Annotated in this window: 19 protein-coding genes; 13 read left to right on the top strand and 6 right to left on the bottom strand. The window is 66.6% G+C overall.

Annotated elements, in window-relative coordinates; translation table 11 throughout:
• The first annotated feature begins 24 nt into the window (after positions 1 to 24).
• The 4 genes from EJ903_RS07600 to EJ903_RS07585 all read left to right on the top strand — a co-directional run bounded on the left by EJ903_RS07600 (position 25) and on the right by EJ903_RS07585 (position 2,626).
• Positions 25 to 600, top strand: a complete 576-nt coding sequence (locus tag EJ903_RS07600; protein WP_126613736.1) for a Smr/MutS family protein — start codon at positions 25 to 27, stop codon at positions 598 to 600.
• A 153-nt stretch (positions 601 to 753) separates the two neighbouring features.
• Positions 754 to 1,155, top strand: a complete 402-nt coding sequence (locus EJ903_RS07595; RefSeq protein WP_126613734.1) for a helix-turn-helix domain-containing protein — start codon at positions 754 to 756, stop codon at positions 1,153 to 1,155.
• A 168-nt stretch (positions 1,156 to 1,323) separates the two neighbouring features.
• Positions 1,324 to 1,728, top strand: a complete 405-nt coding sequence (locus tag EJ903_RS07590; RefSeq protein WP_158627893.1) for a globin domain-containing protein — start codon at positions 1,324 to 1,326, stop codon at positions 1,726 to 1,728.
• A 133-nt stretch (positions 1,729 to 1,861) separates the two neighbouring features.
• Positions 1,862 to 2,626 carry an SDR family NAD(P)-dependent oxidoreductase gene (locus tag EJ903_RS07585; protein WP_126613730.1) on the top strand — a complete coding sequence of 255 codons (765 nt, stop codon included), beginning with the start codon at positions 1,862 to 1,864 and terminating at the stop codon, positions 2,624 to 2,626.
• 54 nt (positions 2,627 to 2,680) lie between these two features.
• Here EJ903_RS07585 and hslU read toward each other — a convergent pair whose 3' ends face one another.
• The 3 genes from hslU to EJ903_RS07570 all read right to left on the bottom strand — a co-directional run bounded on the left by hslU (position 2,681) and on the right by EJ903_RS07570 (position 6,153).
• Complete coding sequence (hslU, locus tag EJ903_RS07580; protein WP_126613728.1) at positions 2,681 to 3,997, bottom strand: ATP-dependent protease ATPase subunit HslU; 1,317 nt, start codon at positions 3,995 to 3,997, stop codon at positions 2,681 to 2,683.
• A 14-nt stretch (positions 3,998 to 4,011) separates the two neighbouring features.
• Positions 4,012 to 4,575 (bottom strand): ATP-dependent protease subunit HslV, encoded by a 564-nt coding sequence (gene hslV / locus EJ903_RS07575; protein WP_126613726.1) that lies wholly within the window; start codon positions 4,573 to 4,575, stop codon positions 4,012 to 4,014.
• Between the two features lie 108 nt (positions 4,576 to 4,683).
• The gene (locus EJ903_RS07570) at positions 4,684 to 6,153 is read right to left on the bottom strand and encodes a S1C family serine protease (RefSeq protein ID WP_126613724.1); all 1,470 of its coding nucleotides are present in this window, start codon (positions 6,151 to 6,153) and stop codon (positions 4,684 to 4,686) included.
• Positions 6,154 to 6,448: 295 nt separating this feature from the next.
• Here EJ903_RS07570 and hisB point away from each other — a divergent pair, with 295 nt between their 5' ends.
• The 7 genes from hisB (at position 6,449) to EJ903_RS07535 (ending at position 10,650) form a co-directional block, all read left to right on the top strand.
• Positions 6,449 to 7,072, top strand: coding sequence for an imidazoleglycerol-phosphate dehydratase HisB (gene hisB, locus EJ903_RS07565; protein WP_126613989.1), 624 nt, complete (start codon positions 6,449 to 6,451; stop codon positions 7,070 to 7,072).
• An 86-nt stretch (positions 7,073 to 7,158) separates the two neighbouring features.
• Positions 7,159 to 7,803, top strand: a complete 645-nt coding sequence (gene hisH, locus EJ903_RS07560; protein ID WP_126613722.1) for an imidazole glycerol phosphate synthase subunit HisH — start codon at positions 7,159 to 7,161, stop codon at positions 7,801 to 7,803.
• Between the two features lie 4 nt (positions 7,804 to 7,807).
• Positions 7,808 to 8,356 (top strand): GNAT family N-acetyltransferase, encoded by a 549-nt coding sequence (locus EJ903_RS07555; protein ID WP_126613720.1) that lies wholly within the window; start codon positions 7,808 to 7,810, stop codon positions 8,354 to 8,356.
• The gene (gene hisA, locus EJ903_RS07550; protein ID WP_126613718.1) at positions 8,353 to 9,099 is read left to right on the top strand and encodes a 1-(5-phosphoribosyl)-5-[(5-phosphoribosylamino)methylideneamino]imidazole-4-carboxamide isomerase; all 747 of its coding nucleotides are present in this window, start codon (positions 8,353 to 8,355) and stop codon (positions 9,097 to 9,099) included. The genes EJ903_RS07555 and hisA overlap by 4 nt, the downstream gene beginning before the upstream one ends.
• Positions 9,099 to 9,887 (top strand): imidazole glycerol phosphate synthase subunit HisF, encoded by a 789-nt coding sequence (gene hisF / locus EJ903_RS07545; protein ID WP_126613716.1) that lies wholly within the window; start codon positions 9,099 to 9,101, stop codon positions 9,885 to 9,887. Before hisA ends, hisF begins: the two co-directional genes overlap by 1 nt.
• Positions 9,880 to 10,239, top strand: a complete 360-nt coding sequence (locus EJ903_RS07540; RefSeq protein ID WP_126613714.1) for a phosphoribosyl-ATP diphosphatase — start codon at positions 9,880 to 9,882, stop codon at positions 10,237 to 10,239. The genes hisF and EJ903_RS07540 overlap by 8 nt, the downstream gene beginning before the upstream one ends.
• Before the next feature lie 42 nt (positions 10,240 to 10,281).
• Positions 10,282 to 10,650 (top strand): histidine triad nucleotide-binding protein, encoded by a 369-nt coding sequence (locus tag EJ903_RS07535; protein WP_126613712.1) that lies wholly within the window; start codon positions 10,282 to 10,284, stop codon positions 10,648 to 10,650.
• A 110-nt stretch (positions 10,651 to 10,760) separates the two neighbouring features.
• Here EJ903_RS07535 and EJ903_RS07530 read toward each other — a convergent pair whose 3' ends face one another.
• The 3 genes from EJ903_RS07530 to EJ903_RS07520 all read right to left on the bottom strand — a co-directional run bounded on the left by EJ903_RS07530 (position 10,761) and on the right by EJ903_RS07520 (position 14,388).
• A complete protein-coding gene (locus tag EJ903_RS07530; protein WP_158627892.1) occupies positions 10,761 to 12,368 on the bottom strand; it encodes a sensor domain-containing diguanylate cyclase in 1,608 nt (535 codons plus the stop codon).
• A 101-nt stretch (positions 12,369 to 12,469) separates the two neighbouring features.
• The gene (mltA, locus tag EJ903_RS07525; RefSeq protein ID WP_246015321.1) at positions 12,470 to 13,711 is read right to left on the bottom strand and encodes a murein transglycosylase A; all 1,242 of its coding nucleotides are present in this window, start codon (positions 13,709 to 13,711) and stop codon (positions 12,470 to 12,472) included.
• Between the two features lie 2 nt (positions 13,712 to 13,713).
• On the bottom strand, positions 13,714 to 14,388 hold the full coding sequence (locus tag EJ903_RS07520) for a Tim44/TimA family putative adaptor protein (RefSeq protein ID WP_126613708.1): 675 nt from the start codon (positions 14,386 to 14,388) through the stop codon (positions 13,714 to 13,716).
• A gap of 193 nt (positions 14,389 to 14,581) precedes the next feature.
• Here EJ903_RS07520 and EJ903_RS07515 point away from each other — a divergent pair, with 193 nt between their 5' ends.
• Together EJ903_RS07515 and secB are read left to right on the top strand one after the other, a co-directional pair.
• Positions 14,582 to 15,172, top strand: coding sequence for an FxsA family protein (locus EJ903_RS07515; protein ID WP_126613706.1), 591 nt, complete (start codon positions 14,582 to 14,584; stop codon positions 15,170 to 15,172).
• 123 nt (positions 15,173 to 15,295) lie between these two features.
• Positions 15,296 to 15,805 (top strand): protein-export chaperone SecB, encoded by a 510-nt coding sequence (gene secB, locus EJ903_RS07510; RefSeq protein ID WP_342772098.1) that lies wholly within the window; start codon positions 15,296 to 15,298, stop codon positions 15,803 to 15,805.
• Positions 15,806 to 15,899 lie beyond the last annotated feature (94 nt).

Below are 15,899 nucleotides of genomic sequence, written 5' to 3'. Positions count from 1 at the left end.
CCCTGATGAAAGAGTTCCGCGCCGATGACCCGCCGCCGCCTGCCCACGCCCGAGGAGCGGTATCTGTGGCGGATCGCCATGCGCGACGCCGTGCCAATGCCGGGCCGGGCCGAGGACGCCGACCCTGGACCGGATCCGCTCGATGCCGGTGGGGAGGAACCGGTCGCCACCCGTTTGGCCCCGCCACCCACCGCGCGGGCGCACAGCCCAGCGGAACGGCCGGGCCGCAACGCCCTGTCGCCGCTGACCATGGGATCCACCGCCAACATCGACCGGCGCACCAGCGACCGGTTCCGGCGCGGCGAACTGCCGATCGAAGGGCGGATCGACCTGCACGGCATGACCCAGACCCAGGCCCACACCGCGCTCGCCGCCTTCGTTCACCGGGCGTGGCACGAGCGGCGGCGCTGCGTGCTGATCATCACCGGCAAGGGCAGCTTCACCGGCGGGGTTGGCGTGCTGCGCCAGGCGGTCCCGCGCTGGTTGGGCGATCCGGCCCTGCGCCCGCTGGTCGTCGCCATCCAAACCGCCCAGCCCAAGGACGGCGGCGACGGCGCGTTGTATGTCTTGATTAAACGGCGGCGCGACCGTAAGGACTAGAGCGCCGGATCGCGGAATCCGCGTTCCGTTCCAACGCCCAAGGCGTCCTCCGTTTCATGTGAAACACGGCTCCTCCGGCGGTTCGTGTGACGCGGGGCGGACTCCCGTGGGCCGGTTCTGATCCTTTGGGCCAACCCTTTTGGAAGACATCCGATGACACCGTTCGGCGAACGGGTCCGTTCGCTGCGCGACGCCAAGGGCGTGACGCTGAAGCAGATGGCGAGCGACCTGTCCATCTCGTCCGCCTACCTCTCGGCGCTGGAGCATGGCAAGCGCGGCCAACCCTCCCCCCAGCTTGTCCGCCAGATCTGCGCCTATTTCGGCATCATCTGGGACGAGGCGGAGGCGCTGGAGCGGCTGGCCGACCTGTCGCACCCGCGCGTCACCGTGGACACCTCCGGCCTCAGCGCGCGGGCGACCGAGTTGGCGAACCGCCTGTCCGAACGCATCGGCGACCTGGACGACGAGACGCTCGACCGCCTGCTGACGATCATCGACGCCGTGCCGCCGCGCAAGACCGCCGGAACACGGCGCATCGCCGGGCGGCGGCGGTGAGGGAATGGCGAACGCACCGATCACGCCGACCCGGCGGAACTCACGCCCTTCATGACAGCGCTATAATTTGATTACGTGTGAATAACATATAGATTCTTACTCTTGTGCGGCCTCTGCGTATTTCTTACCGTCCCCCCATCAAAATATTACAAAATGGGGATTCCAGCCATGATGTCGCCTCAGAACATAGAAAAAGTCACGGTTTCCTTTGGTCGCCTTGCCCTGTCAAAAGCGAAGGTTGCAGAGGATTTTTACAAGCGTCTCTTTGAAATCGATCCCTCTCTGCGCAAGCTCTTCAAATCGGATATGAAGGCGCAAGGTGAAAAGCTGATGATGACAATCTCGATTGCGGTCAGCAACCTGAAGAACCCTGACGCCATTCGCAACACCGTCGTCAATCTGGGAAAGCGCCATGTCACCTATGGAGTGACCAAAAAGGACTATCAAACCGTGGCCACAGCGCTGCTGTTCGCGGTTGAAAAGAATTTGGGCGACGCCTTCACCCCCGACATCAAGGCCGCCTGGGTCGAGATGTACACCGTGGTAGCTGGAATGATGCAGGAGGCTGCGTAAATCTGCGGACGCCGACGGATTCAAACGTCGGTTGACCCGTGCCGAACGCCTCACCATCGTGGTTGCCGCGACGACGGCGGCCTGACGCGCCACGGCCGTTCCAACCAGACCGGACCGATGGGGGAAAAGAAACATGAACCGATGCGCCGTTGTCACCGGGGGCGGTTCGGGCATTGGGCGGCGGCTGGTGCTGGCCTTTGCCGAGGCGGGCTACACCGTCGCGTTCAGCGACCGATCCCTGTCGGATTCCACCGACAGCCTGGTGGCGGAGGCCGAACAGCGCGGCGGATCCGTGCGCGGGTTTGCCTGCGACGTTGGCGTCGGCCCGGAGGTTGAGCGCTTTTACCAGCAGGTGGCCGATTGGTTCGGAACGGCACCGGACGTGCTCATCAACAACGCCGGTGTGCAGACCTGGGCGGGCCTGTTGGAGCTGGAAGAAGACTCCTGGGACCGGGTGATCCGCACCAACCTGAAGGGCTGCTTCCTGAACACCAAGGCCGCCGCCCGTCTGATGATCGACGCGGGCAAGCCCGGATCCATCGTCAACATCGGATCAGGCTGCAACAAGCTGGCCTTCCCGAAGTTGGTCGACTACACGGCGTCAAAGGGTGGAATCGAGCAGTTCACCAAGGCGGCGGCGGTGGAGTTGGGGCCGCACCACATCCGGGTCAATTGCGTGGCCCCCGGGGCCATCGCCACCGAACGCACCAACGGCGAAGCGGCGGGCTACGCCGACAAATGGGCGCAACTGACGCCGCTGCGCCGGGTGGGCACGCCCGACGACATCGTCGGCCCGGTGATGTTCCTGACCGGCCCGGACGCGGCCTTCGTCACCGGCCAAACGCTGTGGGTGGATGGCGGCGTGTTTTCGCAAGCCAGCTGGCCCAGCGACTATTGACGGAAATGCCCCTCGTCCGCTGGGACAGAGGGGCTTTTGGCCGGAAAAGCCCCCTTACAGGATGAATTTGGACAGATCGGCGTTCTTGGCCAGACCGGCGACCCGGTCGCGGACGTAAGCGCCGTCGATGGTGATGGTTTCGCCGCTCTTGTCGGTGGCGGTGAAGCTGATGTCCTCCAGCAGCCGTTCAAGAACGGTGTGCAGGCGGCGGGCACCGATGTTTTCGACCGACGCGTTGATCTCCGTCGCCAGCCGGGCCAGCTCGTCCAGGCTGTCGTCGGTGAAGACGAGATCGACCTCCTCGGTCTTCAAGAGCGCCTTGTACTGGCGGATCAGGCTGGCTTCGGGTTCGGTCAGGATGCGCTTGAAATCCTCCTGCCCCAGGGCCTTCAGCTCCACCCGGATCGGCAGACGGCCTTGCAATTCGGGCAGCAGATCCGACGGCTTGGCGACGTGGAAGGCCCCCGACGCGATGAACAGGATGTGGTCGGTCTTCACCGCCCCGTGCTTGGTCGACACCGTCGTCCCTTCGATCAGGGGCAGCAGGTCGCGCTGCACGCCTTCGCGGCTGACGTCGGCCCCGCCGCGCGTGTCCGACCGGGCGGTGATCTTGTCGATCTCGTCGATGAAGACGATGCCGTTCTGCTCCACCGCGCGGATCGCCTCGGCCACCACGGTGTCCTGATCCAGCAGCTTGTCGGATTCCTCGGCCATCAGCACGGTGTGGCTGTCGGCCACGGTCATCCGGCGGGATTTGGTGCGCCCGCCCATCATCTTGCCGAACATGTCGTTCAGGTTCAGCATGCCCATCTGGCCGCCGGGCACGCCGGGAATGTCAAAGGTCGGCATCGCCCCGGCCCCGCTGTCGGCAACCTGGATGTCGATCTCCTTGTCGTTCAGCGTGCCTTCGCGCAGCATCTTGCGGAACTTGGCGCGGGTGTCCGGGCTCGCGCTGTCGCCGCACAGGGCGTCCAACACGCGTTCCTCGGCGCGCAGCTCGGCCTTGGCCGCCACCTCCTTGCGCAGCTTCTCGCGAGTCATGGCGATGGCGGCCTCGACCAGATCGCGGACGATCTGTTCCACGTCGCGCCCGACATAGCCGACCTCGGTGAATTTGGTCGCCTCCACCTTCAGGAAGGGGGCCTGGGCCAGCTTGGCCAGACGGCGGGCGATTTCGGTCTTGCCGACGCCGGTCGGGCCGATCATCAGGATGTTTTTCGGCTGCACCTCGTCGCGCAGGGCGTCGGGCAGCTGCTGGCGGCGCCAGCGGTTGCGCAGCGCGATGGCGACGGCGCGCTTGGCGTCGGCCTGCCCAATGATGTAGCGGTCGAGTTCGGAGACGATTTCGCGGGGGCTGAAGGCGGCGGTCATGGCGGCGTTCCCGATCAGAGCTTTTCGAGCGTGACGTTTTCGTTGGTGTAGACGCAGATCCCGGCGGCGATCTTCATCGCCTTGCGGGCCACCGCCTCGGCGTCGAAGCCGTCCAGATCGACCAGCGCGCGCGCCGCCGACAGGGCGTAGGATCCGCCCGACCCGATGCCGATCAGCCCGTCTTCCGGTTCCAGCACGTCGCCGTTGCCGGTCAACACCAGACTGACATTCTTGTCGGCCACCGCCATCATCGCTTCCAACCGGCGCAGATAGCGGTCGGTGCGCCAATCCTTGGCCATTTCCACGCAGGCACGGGTCAATTGGCCGGGATGCTGCTCCAGCTTGGCTTCCAGCCGTTCGAACAGGGTCAGCGCGTCGGCGGTCGCCCCGGCGAACCCGGCCATGACGCTGCGGCCCGCCAGCCAGCGCACCTTGCGCGCGTTCCCCTTCATCACCGTCGAGCCGACCGACACCTGACCGTCACCGGCGATGACGACCTGACCGTTCTTGCGCACCGACAAGATGGTCGTGCCGTGCCATTGGATCGGGTCGTGGGGATTGGATTGGGAAGAGGACATGGGCGGCGCGCTCGTGGCTGGGGACAACAGAAAACCGACAAGCCGGACAACCGGCAGACCGGACCCGGGCGCGGCGGGTTGATCGGACCACGCGCGCGGACCTGCGGTCTATGTGGGAGGGGCGTCCTCCCCGTCAAGCTCTTCAAGGTCGGCGGGGGTGGGTTCCACCGCTCCGCGACCTGCGCCGGATGCGTTCCCCCGCCGCGTCGGTTGGGCGTGCGGAAGCGCCGGAACCACACCACCATCCAGCAGATCAACCCCCAGTCGCGCCAACAGATCCCCCACCGGCAGGAACAGCGCCAACCCCTGGGGGGTCACGGCGGCGGTGGCCGACGGTCCCAGCGCCACACCGATCACCGCCCCCGCCGCATCCAGCAACGGATCGCCCGCCTCCACCCGCGCGCCCGCCGCTTCGGCCAGGCCCAGATCCGCCTGGATCACCGTCACGCCGCGTTGCGGGTCGCGTGGCAAACCGGCGATGATTCCGGTTGCCGACTTGCGGCCCGCCACCAAACGGATCCGGTCGCTGACCCGCAACGCCCCACCGCGCACCGGCACGGCGGCCAATCTTGCGGGAACGCGCAGCAGAGCAAAGCCGCTGACCGGGTCACGGGCCTCGACGGTCCCGGTCAACGTCACCCCCGCCGCCGGACGGACCAGCAGACTGTCCGCCAATCCCGGGTTCGGCACGACCAGAACCGACCGCCATCCGCCTTCACCCTGCGTCTCCCCGATGACCAGACCATAGCCATCACCCGCCCGGATCCGAGCGGATCCGGCCAGCACCATCGGGTCAGCCGCCGATCCACGATCGGGGATGGGCGTGTGAACGCTCAACGGGGCGCGAACGGTCCCGCCGTCTGGAGCCGCGACCGAAGCCACCCCGGACGTCACGCCAGGGTCGGTGTCCACCGGGGTCAAACGCACGGGCGCGGCGGCCAAGGTCAGGGAGGATGCGGAGGGAGGATCCGCCCCCGGTTGATGGGCTGGTCCCGCCAGCCCGACGGCGGGCATTCCGGCCACTCCACCGCGCCGCACCGTGTCGCGGAAGCGGGTGTCGGCGGCCAGCCGGTCCGCCGCCGCCGTCACCGCCTCCTCGATCAACAGAATGTCGCCCTGGGGGACCCCGCTGGTCTGGCGGCTGACGCCGCTGGTGGTGACGCGCAGCACCACCTGCCCGCTGCGCGCGTCGGACACCGACCAATCCACCCGCGCGCTGCCGCTGCCCGAAACGCCCCGGCTGGCCCCAGTCAGCCAATCGTTGCGGTGGCACAGCTCCAGCCGGACGTCGCGCAACGCGCCCTGAATGACATAGCGGGCGCGGTCCCGCCCCTGCCCCGGCGCGTCCGGCCCATCGGCGCGGCCCACCACATCGAACCCGGTGTCGGCCAGAATTTCGGCAAAGCGGGCGTCGATGGTGGATCCGCGCCGCAGATCCGCCCCGCTGGTCCAATGAACGGGGTCATAGGGCGGGGCGCAGTCCAGGCCCCAGACGTAACGCCCGATCTCCATCCCGCGCCGCATCGCGGTGATCGACAGCCCGGCAAAGCGCAGCGGTTCGGTGCTGCCCGGTGCCACCCGGGGGGCGGGGTCCGGGCGGTTTGCCGTGGTGGATGTCTGGCACCCGGACAGGCACGCGACGAGCAGCGCGAGCGGAGCCAACAGCCTCAAACAACACGGCAAACGGCGACGGGTCTCGGCGATCCGGTTCGGCGGGAAGGTCATATCGGGTTATGCTCGCAATACGTGTGTTGCACTGTAAATCACGCGGACGCCCCCGGCAATCGCCGGAATGGATCGCTTCACGCTGTTGCAACGCAGGAAAGCTGCGCCGCCGCTGGCGCGCCTGCCCGCTTCCTGCTACAAAACCGGCATGGACCAGAGCCTTACCAACGGCGGCCGCCGCGCCTCGATCGAGCGGAACACGACCGAAACCCGGATCCGGGCCTCGGTGAACCTGGACGGCACCGGCGTTTACGACGTCAAGACCGGCATCGGCTTCCTTGACCACATGCTGGAACAGCTGTCGCGTCACAGCCTGATGGATCTGACCGTGCGCGCCGACGGCGATCTGCACATCGATCATCATCACACGACCGAGGACAGCGGCATCGCCATCGGCATGGCGGTGGCCAAGGCGCTGGGCGACCGCAAGGGCATCCAGCGGTATGGACACGCCTATGTCCCGATGGACGAGACGCTGACCCGCGTGGCTCTGGACTTCTCCAACCGCCCCTATCTGATCTGGAAGGTGTCCTTCACCCGCGACAAGCTGGGGGAGTTCGACACGGAGCTGTTCAAGGAATGGTTCCAGGCCTTCGCCATGGCCGCCGGGGTGACGCTGCACGTCGAAAACCTGTATGGCGAGAACAACCACCACATCATCGAAAGCTGCTTCAAGGCGCTTGCCCGCGCGCTGCGCGCCGGGGTGGAGATTGATCCGCGCAAGCAAGACGCCGTGCCGTCGACCAAGGGGACCCTGGGCGGGTCCCTGTAAGCTCCCGGCCTCAGCGCCAGGGGTGGACGCCTTGTGAGGGTCCGGCCCGTCCGGTCGGACCCGTCTGATTGGGGTTTGAAACGTTCATGGAAACGGTCGCGCTGATCGATTACGGCTCTGGCAACCTGCGTTCCGCCGCCAAGGCGATCGAGCGCGCCGCCGGCGAAGCCGAAGCCTCCTACAACATCCTCGTCACCTCCGACGCCGACGCGGTGCGCCGCGCCGACCGCGTGGTTCTGCCCGGTGTCGGTGCCTTTGCCGATTGCAAGCGCGGCCTGTCGGAGGTTCCCGGCATGCTGGAGGCGCTGGACGAGGTGGTCCACCGCCGCGCCCGCCCCTTCCTGGGCATCTGCGTCGGCATGCAGCTGATGGCCGAACGCGGCCGCGAGTTCGGCGTGACCGAGGGGCTGGGCTGGATCAAGGGCGAGGTGGTGAAGCTTCAGCCCGCCGACCCATCCCTGAAGATCCCGCACATGGGCTGGAACGAACTGGTCATTCACCGTCCCCATCCCCTGCTGGCCGGTTTGCCGGAGGGGGCACACGCCTATTTCGTTCATTCCTATCAATTCACGCTGGACGATCCCGACACGCTGATCGCCTCGGTCGATTACGGCGGGCCGTTCCCCGTCGTGATCGGGCGCGACAACATGGTCGGCACCCAGTTCCACCCGGAAAAAAGCCAGGCCACCGGGCTTGCCCTGATCGGCAACTTCCTGCGCTGGAAGGTCTGAGCGCATGGCCGACATCGCCATTGAACGGGCGGACGCGCTGAAGCCTGCTGATCTGCACGATCTGTGCGACGCCGCCAACGAGGCGATCAAGGTCGGCGGTGGCTTTGGCTGGGTTGATCCGCCGCCGCGCGACGTCATGGAACGCTATTGGAAGGGCGTCGTGATGATCCCGGAGCGGGTGTTGTTCGTCGCCCGGCTCGACGGGGTGATCGCCGGATCGGCCCAACTGGTCCGCCCGCCGCGCAACAACGAGGCACAGGCCCACGCGGCGTCGCTGACCACCGCCTTCGTCGCCCCCTGGGCGCGCAGCCATGGCTTGGCCCGCCGCCTGACCCAGGCGGTGGAGGAGGAGGCGCGCGCGCTGGGCTTCCGCGTGCTGAACCTCGACGTGCGCGAAACCCAGACGGCGGCGATCACGCTTTACGAAACACTGGGCTTCAAGCGCTGGGGAACCCATCCCTTTTACGCGCTGGTCCGGGGAACCCCGATCGCCGGACATTTCTATTCCAAAGACCTTGGACCCAACACGCCACAGGACGGAACGCCGCCATGATCATCTATCCCGCCATTGACCTCAAAGACGGCGCGTGCGTTCGCCTGCTGCGCGGCGAGATGAGCCAGGCGACCGTCTTCAACACCGATCCCGGCGATCAGGCCCGCCTGTTCCAGAGCCAGGGCTTCGAATGGCTGCATCTGGTCGATCTGAACGGGGCCTTTGAAGGCAAGCCCGTCAACGGTGCCGCTGTGGAAAGCATCCTGAAGGCCGTGACCATCCCGGTGCAGTTGGGTGGCGGCATCCGCGACCTGAAGACCATCGGCATGTGGCTGGAAAAGGGCGTCAGCCGCGTCATCCTGGGGACCGTCGCCCTGCGCGATCCCGAGCTGGTCAAGTCCGCCTGCCGTGAATTCCCCGGCAAGGTCGCCGTCGGCATCGACGCGCGCGAGGGCTATGTCGCCGTGGCGGGCTGGGCCGAAACGTCGGACATCAAGGCACTGGATCTGGCGCTGAAGTTCGAGGATTGCGGGGTTGCCGCCATCATCTACACCGACATCAACCGCGACGGCGCGATGGGCGGGGTGAATGTCGAGTCCACCTCCGACCTTGCCTTCCACCTGACCACGCCGGTCATCGCGTCGGGCGGGGTGTCGTCGATGGACGATCTGGTGGCGCTGAAGGCCGAGGAGGACACCGGCATCGAGGGCGTCATCTGCGGACGCGCGCTCTATGACGGGCGCATCGACCCGAAAGAGGCGCTTGCCCTGCTTTCCGCCCCCGCCATCGAGGACGCCGACTGATGCTGAAGATGCGCGTCATCCCCTGCCTGGACGTCAAGGACGGCCGGGTGGTCAAGGGGGTCAATTTCGTCGATCTGGTGGACGCCGGCGATCCGGTCGAACAGGCCCGCGTGTACGACCGCGAGGGGGCCGACGAGCTGACCTTCCTCGACATCACCGCCAGCCACGAAAACCGCGACACCATCTATGACGTGGTGCGCCGCACCGCCGAACAGGTGTTCATGCCGCTGACCGTCGGCGGCGGCGTCCGCGTGGTGGAGGACATCCGCAAGCTGCTGCTGGCCGGGGCCGACAAGGTGTCGATCAACACCGCCGCGATCCATCGGCCCGATTTCGTGCGCGAAGCCGCCGAGAAGTTCGGCGCGCAATGCATCGTCGTCGCCATCGACGCCAAGCAGACCGGCCCGGACAAGTGGGAGGTCTTCACCCATGGCGGGCGCAACGCCACCGGCATCGACGCCATTGAATGGGCCAAGCGGATGGAATCGCTGGGGGCGGGCGAAATCCTGCTGACCTCGATGGACCGCGACGGCACCAAGAGCGGCTTTGATCTGGCGCTGACCCGCAAGGTCGCCGACAGCCTGAAGGTCCCGGTCATCGCGTCCGGCGGTGTGGGCACGCTCGACCATCTGGTGGAGGGCATCCGCGAGGGGCACGCCACCGCCGTGCTCGCCGCCTCCATCTTCCATTTCGGCACCTACACCATCGGCCAGGCCAAGCAGGCCCTGAGCGACGCCGGAATCCCGGTGCGCCCGGCCAAGAGCGCGGGGAGCAACCGCCATGGGTGACGGCAAGACGCACAAGCCATCTGGCGAGAAGGCCACCGCCGAAACGCTGGACCGGCTTTACGCCACCGTGCTGGCCCGCAAGGGGGCGGATCCGGAAAGCTCCTACACCGCCAAGCTCTACAGCCGGGGAACCGCCAAGATCGCCCAGAAGGTGGGGGAAGAGGCGGTGGAAGCCATCCTGGAGGCGGTGCGCGGCGACAAGGCCGCGCTCGCGGCGGAGTCGGCGGATCTGCTCTATCACCTGATGGTGCTGTGGGCCGACGCCGGTCTGGATCCGGCCACCGTCTGGGACAAGCTGGCCCAACGCGAAGGGACCAGCGGGCTGGACGAGAAAAAGGCCCGCAAGGCCTGACCAAACCGCGAGACCGCAGCGCGAGACAGGGAAACCCGTTCCATGGCCAAGACCTACGACAGCAACAACGTGTTCGCCCGCATCCTGCGCGGCGAAATCCCCTGCAAAAAAGTGATGGAGACCGAGCACGCGCTCGCTTTCCACGACATCCAGCCGCAGACCCCCACCCATGTGCTGGTGATCCCCAAGGGGGCCTACGTCGACATGGATGATTTCACCGCCAAGGCGTCGGAGGCGGAAATCGCCGGTCTGTTCCGCGCCGTGGGCGAGGTTGCCCGCATGGCCGGGGCGGCCGAACCCGGCTACCGCATCCTGTCCAATTGCGGGGAGGCAGCGCACCAGGAGGTGCCGCACCTGCACATCCACCTGTTCGCCGGGCGCGACCTGGGCCGGATGATCGGTCGGGACTGATCCACAGCCGTTCCGCCCACAGCCATTCCAATTGTCAGACGGGGAGCGCTGGGTCGCTCCCCGTTTGTTTTTTGGTCCGATGTGTTTTGTGATTCGACGGGTCGCGCGCGTCAATCCGCCGTGACTTCGACCCGGACGGGGGTCTCTTCGGCCAGAACGCTGCGGTTTCGCCCGTCGCGTTTGGCCTGGTACAGCGCCTGATCGGCCAGAGTCACCAGCAGATCCGGGGCGTCGCCGATCACCGGAACCCGCACGGCGATCCCCGCGCTGACCGTCACCCGCCCCAGCGGCGACATGTCGTGCGGCATCTCCAGCGCCTCCAGCGCCTTGCGGATGGTCTCCGTCAGGGCCAGGATGGAGGATGAATCCATCGCCGGGGCCATGAAGGCGAACTCCTCCCCGCCATAGCGCGCGACCAGATCGCCCGAGCGGCGGGCGTGGCCGTTGAGCAGTTGGGCCACCTTGCGCAGGCAATCGTCGCCCTTCAGATGGCCGTAATGGTCGTTGTAGTTCTTGAACAGATCGACGTCGAACAGCACCAGCGCCAAGGGCTGCCCGGTGCGCACCGCCCGATTCCATTCATGGGCGTAGGTTTCGTCAAAGCGGCGGCGGTTGGCGATGCCGGTCAACCCATCGGTGGCGCTCAACGCCGACAGCTTGCGGTTGGATTCCTCCAGATCGCGGGTGCGGTCGGCCACCTTGGCTTCCAGTTCGGCGTTTTCCTCCATCGTCTTCAACGCCGCCAAACGGTGCCGCCATCCCTTGACCAGCAGAACCGCCACCACCGACAGCAGCAGCGTGAACAACCCCCACACCCCGATCAGGGTCAGGGCGTCGGTCCACCAGCCCGCCAGGATGTCTTCCTGGGCCAGCCCGACGGCGACGTAGAGGGGATGCCCCGTGACCTTGCGGTTCGAAAAAATCCGGTCGATCCCATCCACCCCGGAATGGACACGGTAGGTGCTCAACAGTTCATTGCTGCCAAGCCGTTCCAACAGCTTGGGCGAATTGATTTTTTTCCCGACGCCTCCGCCCGGTCCGGAGCTGTCGGGGTAACGGGCCAGCAACGTCGCGTCGCCATCGAACAACGACACCACCCCATGCGGCCCGACATTGATGGCCGAAAACAGCTTGGCGAAGGATTCGAGGTTGACCGACGAGAACACCACCCCGGCAAAGCCGCCGTCCGGGTGATTCAAGCGCCGGGCAAAGACCACCGCCCATTTGCCGCTGATCCGCCCGACCAGCGGCTTGGACATCACCAAACCGGCGTTGGGATCGTCGCGCAGCCGGTTGAAATAATCCCGTCCAACAACGTTGCTGGTGGGCGACACCCGAGTGCCATACAGCGTTTGACCAGCGGCGTTGGTGGCGTGCACGCCGTCGGCGTTGGTGAGTCGGGCGTCCTGCCGCAGGATGAAGGCGTTGAAGCTGGCGAAATCAATGCCACCCGCCGCCAATTGCCGGGTCGCCTCGTCGCTGACCGCCAAATGCGCCTGGTTGATGAGGTTGACCGAGCCGGTGATGTTCTGTTCCAGAACCCAGGACAGATTCTCGGCGGTGACGACCGCTTGCTCCTGATGCAGGCGGTAGCTTTGCACCAGCACCACAACCACCATAAGGCCGACCAGCAGGCTGACCACGATCACACCCGCCACCATGCGGAGAACAAAGCTTTCCCGCTGCAAACTGGTCAGGGAGGGAGTCTTCAGCCGCATTCCCGATGGCATTCCCGTTGGGGCTGGCGTATCCCCCACAGAGTAGCGGAAAGACGGTTCGAGAGCAAAACGGTTCGCGGTCTTTCCAGCGAAGATTGAGGTTAGGGTTTTACCGGAACCACCACCGTGCGCGGCAACAGGATTCCATAACCACCTTTGCTTTTCATCACCCCGGCTTTGGCTTCGGCGTCGGCCCCATGGCCCCAAAACACATCGCCGCGCACGGGGCCACGGATGGCCCCGCCGGTGTCCTGGGCCACCAGCAACCGGCGCAAGGGCTGCGTGGAGTCCAGCGGGTCTTCCCCATCGAGCCAGACCGGCACGCCATAGGGCATGAATTTGGAATCAACCGCCAGACTGCGCCCCGGCGTCAACGGCACGCCCTGCGCCCCGATCGGCCCCTCCCCCGCCACGGTCTGGAAAAAGACATAGGACGGGTTCTTGTTCATCAGCGCCTGGGCCTGATCCGGGTTGGCTTTCAGCCAGGCGCGGATGGTCTGGAGGGAGACCTCCTCCTTTTTCAGCGCGCCGCGCTCGATCAGCTCCTTGCCGATGGCGACGTATTTGTGCCCGTTCTGCCCGGCGTAATTGACGCGCACCTCGCTGCCATCGGCCATACGGACGCGGCCCGACCCCTGGATGTGCAGGAAAAAGGCGGCGATGGGGTCCTTGACCCACAGCAGTTCCAGCCCCTTGCCGCGCAGGGCACCGGCCTCGATCGCCGCGCGATCCTCAAACGGCTTCAACCGTCCGTCCACCACCCGCCCGGCGGTGCGCTCGCCCTTCCAGCGGTCGGCGAACTCGCCGAGATCGACCATCACCAGATCGGCAGGCCGCTTGTAGAGCGGGACCGGGTAGGCCGGATCCGGTTGGCGGGAGCCTTCCAGCTCCGTTTCGTAATAGCCGGTGAACAGCCCTTGCCGCTCGCCGTTGTTGCCCGCCGCGTAGGGCACGAACTCGGTCTCGAAAAAGGCGCGGGCGGCGGCGTCATCCCCGGCGGGAACCGTGCCCAGCCGGGCGCAGGGCGCTTGCCAATCGGCAATGGTTCCGGCCACGCCCCCCGGCCCAACCGGGCGGTCGGGCGACAGCGTCATCATCCGTTTGCAGGAGCGCGCCAGGGCGGGCAGCGCGGCGGATTGGCTGTCGGCGGTCCAGCCGGGCAAATCGGCAAAGGCCAGCCGGGTCAGCGTCAACGCGTCCGGCGGCGGGGCGGGAGCCGGTTGGGCCGGTGCCGGAGGTGGGGCCTTCGCCTCCTCCTCCTTGCGGTCACAGCCGACCAGCGCGAAGGTTACGGCCAGAATGGCGAGGGTTGACCGGCCCAGCGCCGCACCGCGAGACCCCACGATCAAGGAACCGCGCGGATTTCGGTCAAGGCCCAGTTCGGGTTGCGCGATTGGATGTCGCGGGCGAAGGTCCAGATGTCGTTCGCCTCGACCACCGTGTTGGGGTCGCCGTCGATCACCGCGCCGTTGCGGTCGCGCAGAACATTGATCTGGTCGGACACCAGACGGACCGTCACCAGCGCGTAGCGGCCCTGGTCGAGACGGGCTTCCACCACCTCGGCCTCGCGCACGCGCTGCACGCGGGTGTCGTCGGTTTCGCCCTTGCTCTGGCGCTCGCGGATCACCCGGTCGAAGCTGGCGAACACATCGTCGGCCAGCAGCGGGCGCAGGGCGGCGGCATCGCCACGGGCGAACGCCTCGACGATCATCTGGAATGCGGCCTTGGCACCTTCCAAGAAGTGTTTTTCCTCGAACGTGCTGTCGGCGGCGGCGATCTGGTCGATGGAGGCGGCCAGCGACAGCGGTTCGTCCGGCGACACGACGGCGTCAGCGCGCGGGCGGTCGCGATTGGGCAGCGGAATGACGTTGTCGGTCTGTCCGGCCGACGCGGTGAAGGGGTTGGGGCGTTGCCGCTCCTCGCCCGTGCGGCGGCCCAGGACGCTGCGCAGGCGGTAGACGAGAAACGCCGCGATCATCGCAAAAATGACGATTTCGATGAACACGATCCCATCCCCCATAGCCAACATCCTTCCGGTTTCATCCATTGCGGCACGTCCTGGCGGATCAACGCACCGGCTTGCCCCAACGCCTGCGCCACATTACCTGTAATCGGCGGCCACGCAAACGGCGCGCCTTCGGTCCGCAAAACAGCCCCGAAGACTCACAGCCTTCTGTAGATAGGGCGTGCAGCCCCGAAGAGCAAGGACAGCCATGCCCATCCTGTTGTGGTTCCTTCTGTTGCCGATCCTGGAAATCATTGGCTTCATCCAGGTTGGCGACTGGATCGGGGCCGGGCCGACCATCGGCCTGCTGGCCTTGTCGGCGGTGATCGGTGTGTTGCTGATCCGCCATCGTGGCCTGACCAGCCTGTCCCGCCTGCAAGGCGGCGCGCTGGGGGCGGATGCCGCGTTGGGCGGGGTGCTGGACAGCGTGTGCGTGGTTCTGGCGGGCATCCTGCTGATCGTTCCGGGATTCCTGAGCGATCTGGTGGCGCTGGTGCTGCTGGTCCCGCCGCTGCGCCGGGGGTTGGGGCGGTGGTTGATCGGCCGCTTGGCGGCGGGCAACGCCTTCCGCTTCGTCAACGCCGGTGGCTTTGCCCATCCAGGCGGCTTTTCCCGACCCGATGGGCAGACGAATCCCCATGCACCCCGCCCCGGTGCGCGCCCTTCCGGTGCAACCGATCCCGGCGTGATCGATGGGGAGTTCGTGACCCTGTCCGATCCCCCGCCGTCCAGCGCGCCCGGCACACCGCGCCTGTCGGATTCCCAATGGGGAAAGCCCCGCCCGGACGGGCGGGATTGACCGCGCGCTTTCCGTTGGCAGGCCCCCGCGATCCATGGTAGCGATCCAGGATCGCCGGACACGGCGAACATCCTTTCCACCCCACCCCCATCGCGGGCCGCCGCCCCCAGGACGGACGGGCCGATGATTCAGGAGTCCGTAATGTCCGACCAGCAGAGCAACGACGCCGATCAGTCGCAGGCGTCCTCGCTGCCGATGAACATCCTGGCCCAGTATGTGAAGGATTTTTCCTTCGAAAACCCGAACGCGCCGCAAAGCCTGCTGCCGAACCAGCCGCAGCCGCAGGTCAGCATCGGCGTGGACGTCCAGGCCCAGGCCGTGGGCGAGGACATCTACGAAGTCATCCTGCAACTGCGCTGTGAAGCCCGCCAGGAAGACAGCGTCGCCTTCCTGGTCGAGCTGAGCTATGGCGCTCTGTTCCAGCTTCCCGGCCTGCCGAAGGAGCATCACCGCCCGGTGCTGATGATCGAAGGGCCGCGCATGCTGTTCCCCTTCGCCCGCTCCATCATCTCCACGGCGACCCGCGAGGGCGGCTACCCGCCGCTGATGATCAACCCGATCGACTTCGCCGACCTGTACCGCCGCCAGGGCCAGGCCGCGAACGCCGAACAGCCGAGCCAGCCCCCGTTCTGAGGTTCCGACCGTCCCGGACGCGGATCCGGGACGCTTCGACCAGAACAGGCGGGCCAGAACAGGCAGCCATGAAAAAGGCGGGATCCCAACCGGG

It is taken from the genome of Azospirillum griseum (assembly GCF_003966125.1).
GTDB lineage: Bacteria > Pseudomonadota > Alphaproteobacteria > Azospirillales > Azospirillaceae > Azospirillum > Azospirillum griseum.
The sequence above is the reverse complement of the archived record's forward strand: the minus strand, read 5'-3'. Positions and strand labels throughout refer to the sequence as shown.

What these genes read in the sequence shown, in the direction of transcription:
- EJ903_RS07600 (WP_126613736.1), top strand. Translation starts at nt 25, where the DNA reads ATGACCCGCCGCCGCCTGCCCACGCCCGAGGAGCGGTATCTGTGGCGG.
- EJ903_RS07595 (WP_126613734.1), top strand. Translation starts at nt 754, where the DNA reads ATGACACCGTTCGGCGAACGGGTCCGTTCGCTGCGCGACGCCAAGGGC.
- EJ903_RS07590 (WP_158627893.1), top strand. Translation starts at nt 1,324, where the DNA reads ATGATGTCGCCTCAGAACATAGAAAAAGTCACGGTTTCCTTTGGTCGC.
- EJ903_RS07585 (WP_126613730.1), top strand. Translation starts at nt 1,862, where the DNA reads ATGAACCGATGCGCCGTTGTCACCGGGGGCGGTTCGGGCATTGGGCGG.
- hslU (WP_126613728.1), bottom strand. Translation starts at nt 3,997, where the DNA reads ATGACCGCCGCCTTCAGCCCCCGCGAAATCGTCTCCGAACTCGACCGC.
- hslV (WP_126613726.1), bottom strand. Translation starts at nt 4,575, where the DNA reads ATGTCCTCTTCCCAATCCAATCCCCACGACCCGATCCAATGGCACGGC.
- hisB (WP_126613989.1), top strand. Translation starts at nt 6,449, where the DNA reads ATGGACCAGAGCCTTACCAACGGCGGCCGCCGCGCCTCGATCGAGCGG.
- hisH (WP_126613722.1), top strand. Translation starts at nt 7,159, where the DNA reads ATGGAAACGGTCGCGCTGATCGATTACGGCTCTGGCAACCTGCGTTCC.
- EJ903_RS07555 (WP_126613720.1), top strand. Translation starts at nt 7,808, where the DNA reads ATGGCCGACATCGCCATTGAACGGGCGGACGCGCTGAAGCCTGCTGAT.
- hisA (WP_126613718.1), top strand. Translation starts at nt 8,353, where the DNA reads ATGATCATCTATCCCGCCATTGACCTCAAAGACGGCGCGTGCGTTCGC.
- hisF (WP_126613716.1), top strand. Translation starts at nt 9,099, where the DNA reads ATGCTGAAGATGCGCGTCATCCCCTGCCTGGACGTCAAGGACGGCCGG.
- EJ903_RS07540 (WP_126613714.1), top strand. Translation starts at nt 9,880, where the DNA reads ATGGGTGACGGCAAGACGCACAAGCCATCTGGCGAGAAGGCCACCGCC.
- EJ903_RS07535 (WP_126613712.1), top strand. Translation starts at nt 10,282, where the DNA reads ATGGCCAAGACCTACGACAGCAACAACGTGTTCGCCCGCATCCTGCGC.
- EJ903_RS07530 (WP_158627892.1), bottom strand. Translation starts at nt 12,368, where the DNA reads ATGCGGCTGAAGACTCCCTCCCTGACCAGTTTGCAGCGGGAAAGCTTT.
- EJ903_RS07520 (WP_126613708.1), bottom strand. Translation starts at nt 14,388, where the DNA reads ATGGGGGATGGGATCGTGTTCATCGAAATCGTCATTTTTGCGATGATC.
- EJ903_RS07515 (WP_126613706.1), top strand. Translation starts at nt 14,582, where the DNA reads ATGCCCATCCTGTTGTGGTTCCTTCTGTTGCCGATCCTGGAAATCATT.
- secB (WP_342772098.1), top strand. Translation starts at nt 15,296, where the DNA reads ATGATTCAGGAGTCCGTAATGTCCGACCAGCAGAGCAACGACGCCGAT.